We start from the raw sequence: 14,940 nt of genomic DNA on the forward strand, positions 1-14,940 counted from the left end.
ATTGTATCATAAGCATATAAAAACTGTGTATCGTTAAGTCGTACGCTCTTAACTTACACAGTTTATTTTACACTCTCTCCGTGGACAACGTTTTCTGTATTGACGTTGTTACTTTAATGGGATTATATCAATGTAAACAGTCTTTTTATGTTTATCCTTTTGCTAATTTTCTTCGCTTAATGATTTTTTTAATTTTACGAACAATAACATAAATGATGATAATGAAAACACCTAAAATGATTGCTGATTCTATCGGATTTACTTCCACAAGATTATCATCATAAGAAGCATCATATGCCGCTTTCGCTTCTTTATAGAATTTCGTATCTTTTACAGAATCTAAAAACTGGTAATTTTTATCCTCATGTTCTTTGGCGTCTTCTTTACCATTTGTCTTACTCATTTCTAAAAAATTCTTTTTCTCCTTGATGTAGTTCTCACGATAAGTATTGTATTCGCTTATATAATGTTTGCTAAATTTTTTTAAATCAAAACTACGTTTTGCTTCCTCTTCATTATATATGTTCGTAAAAGCATCTTTGTCTGCCATAGCATATATTTCATTCAGCTTTAGCTTTTCTTTTGCATCGTATGCTTCTTTATAATGTTTTGTATATACTTCTTTTATAATATTTTTAGGCAAAGTTGCTAATTGATATTTTTCAGTCGTTATTGCATCTTTTTCCCCATTTTGTTTGGCTAACGTTTCACTTTTCTTACGTAACTCTTTTTCAGCCTGTAAAAATGCTTTGTCAAATGCCGATCGATAATTACTATCTTTGTATTTATACTTTATATTTTTTAAGTTTCTGTTTGGCTCCTTTATCTTAGCTGCATAACCTTCTTTTTTACCAATAGCTTTATAATCAATTTTTGGCTTAGTGACCGTTGGCTTGCTCGTGGTATAACTATTTGTCGTTGTATTCGTAGACGGTTTCGTTTGATTGCTAGATGAATTCGAACTAGATGCAGAGCTATTACCATTATGACAATGGTATTCTCCATATGCCAATCCCCATTTTTCACAATTGGTACGACAGGTGTGACAACCATTTCCATCAGTTCTTCCCGGATGTGCTTTCACCGCCTGTGTAGCGCCAAGCAGCGTAGCTGAAAGCATTGCTGCGAATAATACTTTTTTCTTCATTTCTTTCTCCCTCTGAAATTTCTATTCTTTTTGATTCTAATCTATTATACAATTATTCATTACAGATAGGAATGTAAAGGGTTTCTTTATACATAATTTCACCTGTTTATTTATTAACACCTATTATTTATACATGTATATGTAGATCAAACGTTTATCAATTACTGTTTTGTCTATGTTATACAAAAACATCCGCCATTGAGTTCTTCGTTTCTAAAAGAACTACTTAAGTGAAATAGAAAAGAGAACATAAGCCTTACATACCACACAGCTTATGTTCTCTAATATTCCTATGCTCTTATCTATCCTGTACCGCTTTAACAATTGCCTTTGCGTTGATGCCATACTTTTCAAATAAAGCTTGTGCATCGCCACTTTCTCCAAAGGTATCCTGTACACCGATATGTTTTACAACACAGGCATGCGCACTGCTTGCCACAACATCCGATACTGCACTTCCTAAACCGCCAATCACACTATGCTCTTCACAAGTGATGATCGTATCATGGGTTTTTGCCAATTCTTTTATTAAGGCGGTATCTAATGGTTTTATGGTTGAAATGTTTACCACAGTAGGGGCTTCCTCCAACATAGCAGCTGCTTTTAAAGCTTCTTGTACCATCATACCACTCGCCACTAAGGCAACCTTTTTCCCCTTACGTAAAACATTGCCTTTCCCAATTTCAAATGTATAAGATGCATCATATACACTCTCTACTTTGCCTCTGCCAAGACGAACATAACAAGGTCCATCTATGTTAGCTACTGCTCGAATAGCCTGTTTGGTTTCCTCTTCATCACAAGGCTGAATCACTGTCATTCCCGGAATCACACGCATTAATGCCAGATCTTCATTACACTGATGACTAGCACCATCTTCCCCTACACTTAGACCTGCATGGGTAGCGCAAATCTTCACATTTAGATGAGGATAACCAATGCTGTTACGAATTTGTTCAAAGGCTCTTCCTGCCGCAAACATCGCAAAGCTGGACGCAAAGACGATATACTTGCTTGCCGCTAAACCTGCCGCAATGCCCATCATATTTCCTTCCGCTATACCAACATCAAAATGACGCTGTGGACAAACCTTTTTCGCTTCGCTTGTTTTGGTACTTCCTGCCAGATCCGCATCTAAAACAATAACTCGCTCATTCTCTTGTATGAGCTGTGCCAACGCTTTTCCATAGGCCTCTCTTGTTGCACACTTTGCCATTATGCCTCACCTCCTAATTCCTTTATTGCTTGTTCATACTGTTCTTTATTGGGGGCTGTTCCATGCCAGCCTGCTTGATTTTCCATGAAGGACACGCCTTTTCCTTTCACGGTATTGGCAATGATGGCTGTTGGTCTTCCCTTATTTTCTCTAGCTTTTGATAAAGCCGATAAGATTTCATCCATCGCATGACCATCTACCGTCAAAACATGGAAATGAAATGCCTTAAATTTTTCTTCTAAAGAATCAACATTCATAACCTTTGCCACCTCACCATCAATCTGCAAACGGTTATGATCAACGATGACACATAAATTATCCAGCTGATACTGTGCAGCTGCCATGGCAGCCTCCCAAACTTCACCTTCCTGACATTCTCCATCGCCCAATAACGCATAGACACGATGATGGTTTTGGGCAAGCTTATTGCCCAGTGCCATGCCAACAGCTGCAGAGATTCCTTGACCTAATGAGCCAGTTGACATATCAACACCGGCAACATATTTCATGTTGGGATGTCCTTGTAATCGTGAGTTTATCTTGCGAAATGTCAATAATTCACGTTCATCAAGAAGTCCTTTTTCACACAATACCGCATATAACAAAGGAGATGCATGTCCTTTACTTAAGACGAAACGATCACGATCGATGCTGTTTACATTCGCTTCTGTGATATCCATCTCTTGAAAATATAATGCCGTCACAAGATCTGTTGCACTCAGACTTCCACCCGGATGTCCACTTTGTGCCGTATAGACCTGTTTTAAAATATGCTTACGTATTTGTCTGGCATGTTCTACTAATTCCTGTTTATCCATAACTTACCTTCTTTCTTGTTGTCATGTTGTTATACATATACTTCCTCATGATACACCTGTTTATAAAGGAAGAGCTGAAAGATGCTTCCAGCTCCTAAGATTATTTTTCAATGGCTTTACGAATACGGCTGGTAACTCCCTTTAGGTTGTAGCATTCGGCATACTGCTGTAAAGGACGTTTGATGTGATCAACAACAAAGCGCTGTCCATCGATATGGAATTTTGCCAAATTCGCATAAAGCTGCTGTAATTCTTTTTTTACATCTTCATCATTGAATGCATAATGACCGGAGATATCAAGAATTTCTAAGGATAATGCTTCATCTTTTAAGATATCCTCTACCTGTAGATTACGCTGTTCTCCCATCATCCATTTTCTCCAACGTTCTGTTTTGATTGCTTTTACCAACAAAGTATTTCTTAAATCCGAAGTTTCATCAAGCAAACCTTCCTCTTCTAAGATTTTTTCTACATCACACAGCTTTAAGTAAGCACGGGTTTCTTCTGTACCATACTGTGGGGCTACATTGCTGGCAGTTACATTTGCCGGAATATGTTCCAGTAAGGTTACATCATCCAAATAATCCGCATTATGTTCCTTAAGTCCTACACCATATTGTTTCGCCATCTGTGCTAGGTCATAGGCGTTATGGAAATTATAGGTTCCTACCTGTTCTGTTTTTCTTGTTAACGTACCTGTCTGACCAACGATGAAAGTTGGCATTGGTAATCCTTTGGCAGTTAATTCTTTTTCCAGCTTTTCGATAAATTCATGATACTTTTCTGTCGAAGTTAAACCACCATTGGTTTCCTCTGTACCAACTTCATAGCCAATTTCCGGTAAGCCGCGTTTTTTACGTTCTTCTTCACAATAGGCAATTAAATCAACCGTACGACTTAATACCACATCCAAAGGAATGACTTTACCAATTTCAAATGGGTCCTTCGTTGGGTCGATCATCAATAAATCAAAACCATTTTCAATATCAGCTAAGTAAGACTGACGAGCTAATTTCATTGCTTCTTCTTCTGGCAGGTGGGCATTACGCTCATTATCTCTTTGCCAAGGTCCACCATGATCACGACACAAATAGTACAAACCATCAAAGCCTACTTCATTCGCAACCTTGCGAATATCTTCATTAAAACGTTTCTGATCCCAGCCATTCACATAGCCGCCACCTAACGCATCGGCATCTACCTGATTACGACTGGCAATGAACATCAAAGGGAAATCATAATCTCTAGCGATTTCAAAACTTGCCTGTAATAAATTAGGTGACATTGGCCCTATGCCTAATAACGTTGCACTATCTCCTGAATCTTGTAATTTTAATAGTCCTTCCACTACTTTTTTAATTGGTAACTTTTCCATATCTTTCTTCTCCTCTTTTTACCTATTTTGTATGTTTCACCGTTACGCTTGATAAGCATATGCTTATTTGTATAAATATGCTTTCCCAACGGTGTTTAACAGACGCATCTTATTAGCGATGACACTTCGCGCCGCCTGAATGGCCGAAGGAAATATCGCATTTGGCTCATATGCATCTGGATGAAGCGCTAAATATCTTTTTGTTTCAGTAAAGAATGCTGTTTTTACATCACTGGAAATATTGATCTTACAAATTCCTAAGGCGACGGCCTGAGTTATCTCTTCATCCGGGTTGCTGCTGCCTCCATGTAATACCAAAGGGATGTTCACCTGTTCGCGAATGGCTTTTAAAACATCCAGCCTTAACGTTGGTTTATAATTTGTGGGATAAATGCCATGGGCAGTGCCAATCGCAACTGCTAAAGTATCCACACCTGTTTTATCCACAAATGTTTTCACCGCTACCGGATCACTATATTGAATGTCACTGACATGCTCCTTGCTAATCGCACCTATCGTTCCTAATTCAGCTTCCACGGATACATGCTGAGGCTTTACAAGCTCACAGATATCCTTTGTTCGCCGGATGTTTTCATCTAGAGGATACGAGGATGCATCGATCATGACGGAAGTGAAACCACAACGCAATGCTTGCAATATCTGTTGGCGATTAGCGCCATGATCCAAATGGATGACACAGGGAACACTTGTCGTATGGGCAACCTCCAGAACCGTTTTCATAAAAGGTTCTTTCAAATAGGCAAGCTCATCAGGATGAATCTCATAAATCACAGGTGCTTGTAAGGCTTCACTTTCTTCCTTCACAGCATTTAATATTTCCAGACTGCCGATGTTGAAGGCAGGAATCGCGAAATGATGTTTTTGTGCGATTGTTAACAGCTCTTGCATATTCATCAGCATATCTTTATTCTCCTTTTCGATTCCTATGAATTTCATTTTGTTTCTTTGCCTCATCTTCCAAATGATGAAGATATTGAACAATTTTCATGCGATACAAATGTCCTTTCAGAAAGCTTAGCAATCGAATACCGAAATGCACATCATGCAGTTTTTCTTGATAGATGATACAGGTATAGTTTTCATCCAATGGCTGTAAGCGATAAGAAATTGTCTGTGTATATTTAGGGTATTGGCTCTTTACCTTGTAATATTGTGCTTCCTGTAGTGCTTCTATTGTTACCGGAATGCGATATTCCTTATCATGAAACTTTAGCTTTTGAGTATACGAATAGCCCTGATGCAGCTGGGCAGGACGCTTCGCAAGCTTCACCTGTTGTTTGATATCCTTTTGCAGCTCTTTTAATAAAATGCGATAGATAGCTGCCGCATTTACATGGACATTTACTTTCACTTTCATATTCATCTTTCCTCATCACTTGGCTCTTAGGGGCAAGAATTACTTATTTTTTAAACGTACATACCATGAACAAATTTCCTTTAACAAATCCTCTTGATAAGAGAAACCGCATATTTGATGAACCGCTTCAATGATGCCTTTTTCTTGAATGAGCATCTGCATCTGCATAGCAGCTTCATCCGTTTTTTCATCATAAAGCAAACCATACGCAATCGCTTGTACGATATGTTCATAAGGTAAGTGATGCGCTTTACACATACGGGCACTGCCACATAAGCGATCATCATAGCTAAGCTTACGCAGTGGATCTTTTCCTACCCGATAAACCGTATCCGGCATATCTCCTTTTGCTTTCGGAAAGACACTTAACTTATCCAACTGCTCTTCACTGATGGGATACTGTTGCAGGATACCGGCACGTATTTCTTTGGTAACTTCCTGAATAAAGGCTGCTCCATCTTCATCTTCCAATAGTTCATTAATGGTCGTATAACCTCGATACCAACCAAGATAAGCACTGGCTGCATGAGGACCATTCACAAGGAATACTTTAATATCCTTTAACATGGCGATATCATCACATAACTCTAACCACTCAATATCTGCGATATCAATCGTTAATGGCGGTTGTATCAATAAGGACAAGACTGCCGTTGAACGAATGTTTAGCGAGCGATGATCATCGGCATCGGTACTGCGGCGAATGATAGTATCCCGTATGACGACCTGATGCATAAACCAGGACAGCAGCTCTTCGTTCATATCTTTTACAAAGGCATCTTGAATCATTGGTATCATGCCGTTTTTATTTGTTAAACAAAGCATGCTCAGCTTTTGATTGGGATTTGTCTTTGCCCGCATCTTAAAGATTTCTTTTACATATGCGATAGCCTCAGGAAAATCTTGGGGATAGATGCTAAGAAACAAGAGATCGGCATATACGATGGCATGGCAATCCTGTGGCTCTAGCAGGGTTTCATATGCCTCATAGCCGCTTACCTCATGTTCTTCTATGCACTCCTTGCGATAGACCTGCACATGGTAACTGCCTGTTTCATTTAGTTTTTGGATAACACCGGCATCTTTATCTAAAAATGTTGTATGCCAGCGTGGTGCATTGGCAAGGGTTTCTCCAAGAAACCCCTTCCCCAATCTACCTGCACCAAGAATGACTGCATTTGCCATAAGATTCCCCTATTTCGTTTCTACCGCTTTGGCTTCTGCTTTCTTTTTCTTATCCTCTAAATTCGGTTTGATAAACATCAATGCAATGGCTGTCACAACGACACCGATTGCCATATCTAAGGTGTATAACAGCGGCTTGCTGGTAGCTGCTACAACGATCATACCGCCATGAGGAACATAACAGTCAATTGCATGCATCATTGCTAAGCCGGCACCTACCGCACTACCTAAACAGATTGCTGGCAATACATGTTTGATATCCTTAACAGCAAATGGAATTGCCCCTTCGGTAATACCAATCAATCCCATAAAGGCTGCGGTAATACCTAATTGTTTTTCAGCATCATCATATTTTTTACGTGAAATGAATGTTGATAAAGCTAGTCCAAGTGGAGGAATGGCAACCGCAACACGGAAAGCACCGTTTGGTCCATAAATACCTTCTGCCATCAATGCCATGGTAAATGCTGAAGCTGTCTTATTAATAGGTCCACCCATATCAAAGGCTGTCATCAATCCAATAACGATTCCTAACAGGATAGCGCTGCCGCCCTGCATATTGCTTAACATCGTGGTCAAGGCTTTCATCAAAGCACCTAATGGACCAACTAAGATATACATATAAGCTAAACAGCAAATCAGTGTTGATAGAATAGGAATGATCAAGACTGGCATGATGCTTTTAATGGTTGTGTTCACCTTCCATGATTTGATCCATTTGCATACATAACCAACAAAGATACCCATGATCATCGCACCTAAGAAACCGGTAGATACACTATTTTCACCAACGGGATTGTTAGCGATATAACCGGCAATCATACCAGGTGCTAAGCCCGGTTTCCCAGCTAGTGAATAAGCGATATAACCAGCTAGCATAGGAATCATCATGGCCATACCGGCAGAACCAATCGTATTCAAATTCTGCATGAAAGGATTGGTGACTTTCATTCCTTCGGCACCGGCATCTCCGGTTGCTAAGGCGATGGCTAAGAAGACACCACCGATAACAACGGCTGGAAGAAAATATGAAACACCGGTATTAAACGCCTTTACCAAATCTTTTCCAATATTTTTAAACATAGGATTTCCTCTCTTTCCTCTTCTTTAGAGCTTTTCTGCCTGATCAATGATCTCAGCAGGATTTTTGATTACTACAGAAGGATCAATCGTGATGACCTTGCCTTCCTCTTCTTTTTCTTCAAAACGTTCTTCCCCTTCGATACCGATGGCTACTGCCAAAATGACAGCATCTGCACTGGCGATATCATCTTCCTCCAGTTCATTTTCAATACCCATGCCCCCTTGGGTTTCTACCTTGTAGTCATAACCTCTTTTCTTACATTCCTGTTCAATGGCTTCCTGTGCCATGTACGTGTGCGCAATACCTGTGGTACATGCGGCAACGGCAACGATTTTCATTTCTTTTTCCTCCTATCGTTTATTCCTCTTCTAATACGGAAATACAGTCATAAAATGCTTCACTGGTTTTCGCATCTTGTAATTGTTGGCGAAAATCCGCTTTGATCAAATGGCGACTTAGCATTGCCAATATTCGCAAATGCTCTGCATTACGGCTTGCTAATGGAACTCCAATCATAAAGATCAAATTTACCTGTTCCTCATCCCATTGCAAAGGATGATTCAGCTTTAAACAAGCCACGAAGGTATCCTTAACCGCATCACTTTCGCCATGCGGTATGGCAACGCTGTAGCCAATGGCTGTAGATACTACTTCTTCGCGTTTCAAAACAGCCTCAACATAACTTTTTTTATCGGTAATCTTACCCGCTTTATCCGCAAGGTCCGCAAGATAAGAAATGACTTCCCTTTTATCTTGAAACTGTTGATCACTGACGTTTACTATCTCCTTTGTAAACACATGTTTCACCTCTTTTCCTTCGGTATGGCAACCATCACTTGCATACTCCCTTGCAAGGTGTAGCGCTTGGCAAGTGATGTGACAATGAGATTATCTCCCGCTTTGACATCCAGTGTTTCCTGCTTGGTTTCAAGTAATCCCTGACCCTGAAGAATCGTTAACAATGCATAGCTTTCATTTACGATGTCCACAGCTTCCTGTATCTGATATTGACGAATGGTGAAGATGTCATTGTCACAATACGTAATACAGGTAAAGGCTTTTTCTTTTTGTATTGTAGGAGTAAGTGGGGCATCTTTATGAGGGATGCATACGACATCTGCTGCCTTGGCAATTTGCAGAGGTCGTTTATTTCCGAAAGCATCCGTATTGTCATAATCGTAAATGCGATATGTGATATCAGAATTTTGTTGAACCTCATACACAAGCATCTTTCCTTCACATCCATGTAAGATACCGGCAGGAATATACGCAGCATCTCCATCATGAATTGGTTTGCGTATTACCAAATCATCAATTTCACCCTGGGCAATACGTTGCAAGAAGGCTTCTTTGGTTTTGGCCGTATGCCCATAGATGAGCTTTGTGTTCGGTGCTGTTTTCAGATACAAACAGAATTCACTTTTTCCTGTGGCATGTTCATGTGCTTGTGCATAAGCATCATCGGGATGTACCTGTAAGGATGGAGAGGATGATACATCATTCATCTTGATTAACAAGGGAAAGTGTTCCTGTTTACTATTAGCAAACAACTCACGATGCTGTTCATACACTTCGCTCAAACGCATATCTTGAAAAGGTTCTTGTAAGATTCTGCTTTCTCCATGTTCATGGGCACTGATCATCCAATATTCACCAATGCGTTGATGGGTATCTTGGGCTAAACCCAAATATTCAGCAATCTGCGTACCGCCATATGCTTTCTCTTTCATCATGGATTTCAGTTTCAGAATTTCCTTGCTCATTGTCTTGCGCTCCTTTCTTACGCCCCTATTGTAAAAGGGGAAATTTTTTTGCGAAATACCAACTCTTTTCTACAACTTCCGGAAATAAAAAAACACCGGCAATTACCGGCACCATGCTTTCCCCTATAGGGGAAAGATTTCAAGAAATTATGCTGTATTTATGCAAAAACTCCCTTTAAATGTCATAAAAAAATGTTATGATAGTGATACTGCACGTGTTCGTGTATCTTTTTTTCCACAACATCTGGAAAGAGTTTGCAATAGCCGATTCCAAGATTTCATCTTATGATATCTTAGGGATTTCTCTATTCCTTATTCTGAAAGGAGAATCACAATGAAATCATCGAAATTAACGCTGTTTCTTAATCTTCTGCTGGAAGAAGAAGACTTCCACAAGACCAGCTACTATGCCGAAAAGCTCATGGTATCCAGCAAAACCATCTCCAATTATATCAACGATTTACGCTACTATATGCGAAATCATCAGGTAGCGTTAATTTCACGCCATGGTGTTGGCATACGCTTAGAAGGCAGTATGGAAGAGCGCGCAAAGCTACGTGAAGCGATACAGCAGGATTTAGATGAAACACCCACAAGTAAAAATCGTCAACATAAAATTCTTGAAAAATTATTGATGAAAGATGAATGTGTGTCGGTGCGTCGTCTGTCGGATGCCTATTGTGTCAGTTCCACTTCCATCGTGAAAGATTTGGAGAAAATCGAACAGCATCTTTCGCAACAGGATCTTTATTTACAACGTGATAAAAGCGGGACCCGCATCATCGGTAAGGAACAGCGGATTCGCAGTGCCAAGCGGAAGTTTATTTTCAATGAACTCATGGCCTTGTCGCAACAAGATAAAGTCATTGACCGCAAGACTTGTCAGGCAATCTTATCTCGTTATGTGGATGAAGAAAGTCAAAACATCAGTCGTCAGATGATTCAGATGGCACAGGATAAATTAAATTTTCATCTGGATACCAATTACTATAATCAGATTTTTGTCACCTATGCGATCTTTATCTCAAGAATTCGCAAAGGTTATGGAATTACAGAAGCACCTGCCCGTCCGGTTGTTACCGAACTGCACATATTAAAGACCTATCCTATCACAGAGGAGATTACCCAATGGTTAAAAGATGCGCATGGCATTACGATGAATGATCGAGATATTCGCTGGGTAAATGCAAGGATTGCCGGTGTGTATCATGAAGATCAAAAAGCCAAGGATGGCTATTCTCCTATTGTACAGGATATTGTGAATGAACTGATAACTTCCATTGGTGATATCTTCTCGGTAGACTTTATGTCTGATGAGCTGTTAAAGACTGGTTTATCTAATCATTTTGTCCCTATGATTGCCCGCTTAAAAAACAACATTAAGATTACCAATCCTTTTTTGCTTCAGATCAAGCAGCAGTTTACCGCCATGTTCAGTGTCATTTCCCTTGCTTCCAGCGTGCTGGAAAAGAAATTAGGGTATACCTTGTCCGATGATGAAATCGGGTTTATCCTCATTCACTTTCAGGCAGCATTAGAACGACATAACTTATCAAAAAAAATTGCCATTGTGTATAACTGCAACTTAGCGAATGCCTTATTGATTGAGAATCAAATTAAGATCAATCTGCCTACCTTTGATGTCATTGAATTAATCAACATACAAGATTTGAAAGAAAAATACTTGCATGATTTTGATTTCATCATTTCAACAATGGAAGTATCAACAGATTTACCTTCAGTCGTCATTTCTCCATTAGCTGACAGCAATGATATTCAAAAAATTAAGCAGACCTACGATAAGCTGATACGTGATGTCAAGGAATCACGCTTTTATTCCCTGTTGCAAGCCATCAGCAGTGATACGATCTTAGTGAAACAGAAATGTAAATCAAAAGAAGAAATTTTAAAAACCGCAAATGATATCTTACGAAAAAAGGGATACATAACCGAAGACTTCTATCAAAGTGTCTTAAATCGTGAAAAGATATCTTCTACAGAAATTGGCAATGGTATTGCCATTCCCCATGGACTTGATACTTTTGTAAATCATACCGCAATTGTTCTTATCACGTTAGAAGAACCTATTCTTTGGAAAGAAGATATGGTGCGTGTCATCTTCTTTACGGCAGTATCTTTTGAACAGAAGGAAATCATGAAAAAACTTTTAAAGGATTTGTATCATCTCATCAGTGCTAATGAATTTATAGAGCAGATATCCGCAGCGGAAACGTGTGAAGAAGTGCTAGGTCTTTTGTATGGTAAAAGATTATCGAAATAGTAAAAAGTAGTCACTTTGAAGTGTACTCAATTATTTGGACTTAAAGTAAATAGGCTAAATCAAGCAGTTACGAAGGATTGATTTCTGTATTGCACAGAAATTAATCCTTTTCCTTTTGTTGTTATTCTTTAGTATTCCTTTTTCTATGATCTTTAAACGCTAAAAAACAATTACGAAGTGTTGATTATATAAGACGGAAATACCTATTAAACCACCTACTGTAACAATGTCATCATTCTTATATAAATTTTTCTCCATCAGCATTCGCAAATGCAATAACTGCATACTTTATATCATCCACATATTCTCTTTAAAATTTAATGGTTCTACTCTCAATCATAAATATCCTTGCTAACATCTTGCTAACTATCTATCTAACAATCATTAGTAGCAAGAAAGCATGTTTTGCTTACTATAGTTATATGATAAATTGATTTTTTCTACTTTATTTACATAAAACATCATGATTCGATATTAAAAACTAATAAAAGTGAATTTTTTGTGCTTATTATCTTTATAAGAAAAGAAGAACTATTTTAATCTTGCTAACAATCTATCTAACATTCATGCTAACAATTATTACTAGCAAGACTTTTCGTACCTCAAAATACACAACATAGTATACCCCCATTTCTATCTTTCCCATCATCTTTTTCGTTTCCTCTTACAGAATACTTGTACTTTTTTAATTGTACGATTATAATGAGCAAGAAAAGAAGGAACACAACATGACAGTACAAGATTTAGCTTCATTTCATGAAACCTTAAAACAAAATAACATACCCTTTTACACCGATATCTTCACAGATGATATATGGGGTGATATGGGTGTTGATACAGCATCGGTAAGTGTAACAGCAAACGAAGATAGCTGGCATATTCATTATATAAGAACACAAAGTGGCATTCCTTATATCTTTGCCAACTATGTAAGCAATATCGTAGATGAATACCATAAAGATTTATCCCATGAACAGTTCTATGATTACCTCAACCTTCATAATCTACAAAAAGCATTTGCTGATTTTATGCATACAAATCATGTATAAGCCTTGTGAAACATTAACATTTTATTTAACACGCAAGTTCTGCGTGTTTTATTGTGCTTTATCGATAAAGGTTGTTAATGCCTCCATCATGGTAAAACGTGCCTGTGATGTTCTGGCTCGCCATGCATAAACCAGCTTATTACGAATAGTTGTATGGGTGATTTTTTCTTCATAAAGAACACGATACTTTTCATCGAAAGGTTCAATTTTATGAACGAGTATTTGTATCATACCAGGATATTGCTTCTCCATTTGAAAAATACTTTGATTATCACATCTACGCAGACAACATAAGGTGCCATAGGAATCCTCAAAACAGAAACCTTCTTGAATATCCTCATAACGTAGATTCTTTTGATGTTTCTTCACCTCATCATAAAGCCCTTTTTTCAGGTTTTCAAAATAACGATTTACATCCATTGCTACAATTTTCACTACCCGCATAATTACGCTCCTTTCTAACAGTGAAATGACTCTTGAATAACAAGAGCCACTTCATCTATGCTTTTTTCAATTGTTCATAGTAATATAAGATGCGTTTGGTAACTTCATGTTCTTTAGCAAAACCAGTAAGTTTTACAATCGTCTGTAAGATACCTTCCTCATGAATGCTTTTTTGTAATGCCACTGCTTGTTTATCTCTAGGCTCATCGTAGAGAAAACCATATGCCATCGCTTTGGCTATCGCGTCATAAGGCAATCCATGCGCATAACACATAGCAGCACTGCCGGCTAAACGATCACCTTTGGTCAATTTGCGAATTGGATCATACGCCACACGATAAATATAATCTACCATTTCACCTTTCGCCGCAGGGAAATGACTTAAATTATACAACTGCTTTTTCGTTAGTGGATAATGCTGTAAGACACCTTCTGTTATCTCTTTTTCTACTTCCTTAATAAAGGCTGCCCCTTCTTCATCACTACTAATTTCATTAATAGTTTCATAGCCTTTATAATATCCCAGAAAAGCACTGGCAGCATGTGGACCATTTACCACAAACACCTTTACATCTTTTAATAGCTCTAATTGATCACATGTTTCCATCCACTCAATCGCTGATAGATCAACATTTAAGGGTTGCTGGATCAGTAAGGATAATACCGCTGTCGTACGAATATTTAAGGCCGCATTGCTTTGGGCATCTGTACTTCTTCGCACGATAGAATCGCGTAAGACAACCTGTTCCTGAAACCAGGCATGTGTTTCTTCTGGCAAATGTTCATAAAACATCTGCTCAATATCTTTCATTAAATGATTTTTATTTGTGATAAAGATCATACAAAGCTTCTTATCAGGCTGTTGCTGTTTTCTACGATACAGCCCTTCACAGACAGTGCATACAGCCTGCGGTATTTGTTCTGGGTAAATGACAAAGTAAATGACATCGGCATCGATTACACTTTCCATTGCCCCACTTTGTTTCCATGTATAAGCATCATAACCGCGAACGCGATGCTCTTCAATGCGTGTTTCGCGATGTACACACACATCGTAATACCCCTTATTTTTCATTGCCTCAATGACGTTTTCGTCAATATCTATAAATGTCGTTTTCCATCCTTCTGCATTCGCAAGAGTTTCCCCAATAAAACCCTTGCCTAATCTTCCTGCACCAATAATCAATGCGTGTTTCATAT

At 38.6% G+C, this 14,940-nt stretch carries 15 protein-coding genes; 2 read left to right on the forward strand and 13 right to left on the reverse strand.

What is annotated here, in order from left to right; translation table 11 throughout:
• Positions 1-151 precede the first annotated feature (151 nt).
• The 11 genes from ACESSZ_RS11720 to ACESSZ_RS11770 form a co-directional block, all read right to left on the reverse strand.
• Positions 152-1,147: a YHYH domain-containing protein gene (locus tag ACESSZ_RS11720; RefSeq protein WP_008690390.1), complete on the reverse strand. Its 996-nt coding sequence runs from the start codon at positions 1,145-1,147 to the stop codon at positions 152-154.
• Positions 1,148-1,445: 298 nt separating this feature from the next.
• Positions 1,446-2,363: a transketolase family protein gene (locus ACESSZ_RS11725; RefSeq protein WP_008690389.1), complete on the reverse strand. Its 918-nt coding sequence runs from the start codon at positions 2,361-2,363 to the stop codon at positions 1,446-1,448.
• Positions 2,363-3,181, reverse strand: coding sequence for a transketolase (locus ACESSZ_RS11730; protein WP_008690388.1), 819 nt, complete (start codon positions 3,179-3,181; stop codon positions 2,363-2,365). Before ACESSZ_RS11730 ends, ACESSZ_RS11725 begins: the two co-directional genes overlap by 1 nt.
• A gap of 100 nt (positions 3,182-3,281) precedes the next feature.
• Positions 3,282-4,556 carry a class II D-tagatose-bisphosphate aldolase non-catalytic subunit gene (locus ACESSZ_RS11735; RefSeq protein ID WP_008690387.1) on the reverse strand — a complete coding sequence of 425 codons (1,275 nt, stop codon included), beginning with the start codon at positions 4,554-4,556 and terminating at the stop codon, positions 3,282-3,284.
• 63 nt (positions 4,557-4,619) lie between these two features.
• On the reverse strand, positions 4,620-5,477 hold the full coding sequence (locus ACESSZ_RS11740; RefSeq protein ID WP_008690385.1) for a ketose-bisphosphate aldolase: 858 nt from the start codon (positions 5,475-5,477) through the stop codon (positions 4,620-4,622).
• A 4-nt stretch (positions 5,478-5,481) separates the two neighbouring features.
• Positions 5,482-5,934, reverse strand: a complete 453-nt coding sequence (locus tag ACESSZ_RS11745) for a DUF3284 domain-containing protein (RefSeq protein ID WP_008690384.1) — start codon at positions 5,932-5,934, stop codon at positions 5,482-5,484.
• Positions 5,935-5,973: 39 nt separating this feature from the next.
• Complete coding sequence (locus tag ACESSZ_RS11750) at positions 5,974-7,119, reverse strand: mannitol dehydrogenase family protein (protein WP_008690383.1); 1,146 nt, start codon at positions 7,117-7,119, stop codon at positions 5,974-5,976.
• Positions 7,120-7,128: 9 nt separating this feature from the next.
• A complete protein-coding gene (locus ACESSZ_RS11755) occupies positions 7,129-8,202 on the reverse strand; it encodes a PTS fructose transporter subunit IIC (protein ID WP_008690382.1) in 1,074 nt (357 codons plus the stop codon).
• A 24-nt stretch (positions 8,203-8,226) separates the two neighbouring features.
• A complete protein-coding gene (locus ACESSZ_RS11760; RefSeq protein ID WP_008690381.1) occupies positions 8,227-8,541 on the reverse strand; it encodes a PTS fructose transporter subunit IIB in 315 nt (104 codons plus the stop codon).
• A 19-nt stretch (positions 8,542-8,560) separates the two neighbouring features.
• Positions 8,561-9,001, reverse strand: a complete 441-nt coding sequence (locus tag ACESSZ_RS11765; protein WP_008690380.1) for a PTS sugar transporter subunit IIA — start codon at positions 8,999-9,001, stop codon at positions 8,561-8,563.
• Positions 9,002-9,006: 5 nt separating this feature from the next.
• On the reverse strand, positions 9,007-9,966 hold the full coding sequence (locus ACESSZ_RS11770) for a type I phosphomannose isomerase catalytic subunit (protein ID WP_008690379.1): 960 nt from the start codon (positions 9,964-9,966) through the stop codon (positions 9,007-9,009).
• Between the two features lie 334 nt (positions 9,967-10,300).
• On the opposite strand from ACESSZ_RS11770, the gene ACESSZ_RS11775 reads away from it, so the two are divergent.
• On the forward strand, positions 10,301-12,247 hold the full coding sequence (locus tag ACESSZ_RS11775; protein ID WP_008690378.1) for a BglG family transcription antiterminator: 1,947 nt from the start codon (positions 10,301-10,303) through the stop codon (positions 12,245-12,247).
• 728 nt (positions 12,248-12,975) lie between these two features.
• The gene (locus ACESSZ_RS11780; protein WP_008690374.1) at positions 12,976-13,296 is read left to right on the forward strand and encodes a hypothetical protein; all 321 of its coding nucleotides are present in this window, start codon (positions 12,976-12,978) and stop codon (positions 13,294-13,296) included.
• 48 nt (positions 13,297-13,344) lie between these two features.
• Here the strand turns inward: ACESSZ_RS11780 and ACESSZ_RS11785 are convergent, their stop codons facing one another.
• A complete protein-coding gene (locus tag ACESSZ_RS11785) occupies positions 13,345-13,740 on the reverse strand; it encodes a hypothetical protein (protein ID WP_008690372.1) in 396 nt (131 codons plus the stop codon).
• A gap of 55 nt (positions 13,741-13,795) precedes the next feature.
• Positions 13,796-14,938 carry a mannitol dehydrogenase family protein gene (locus ACESSZ_RS11790; protein WP_008690370.1) on the reverse strand — a complete coding sequence of 381 codons (1,143 nt, stop codon included), beginning with the start codon at positions 14,936-14,938 and terminating at the stop codon, positions 13,796-13,798.
• Positions 14,939-14,940: the final 2 nt, after the last annotated feature.

It is taken from the genome of Eubacterium sp. 3_1_31 (assembly GCF_964249515.1).
GTDB lineage: Bacteria > Bacillota_I > Bacilli_A > Erysipelotrichales > Erysipelotrichaceae > Longicatena > Longicatena caecimuris.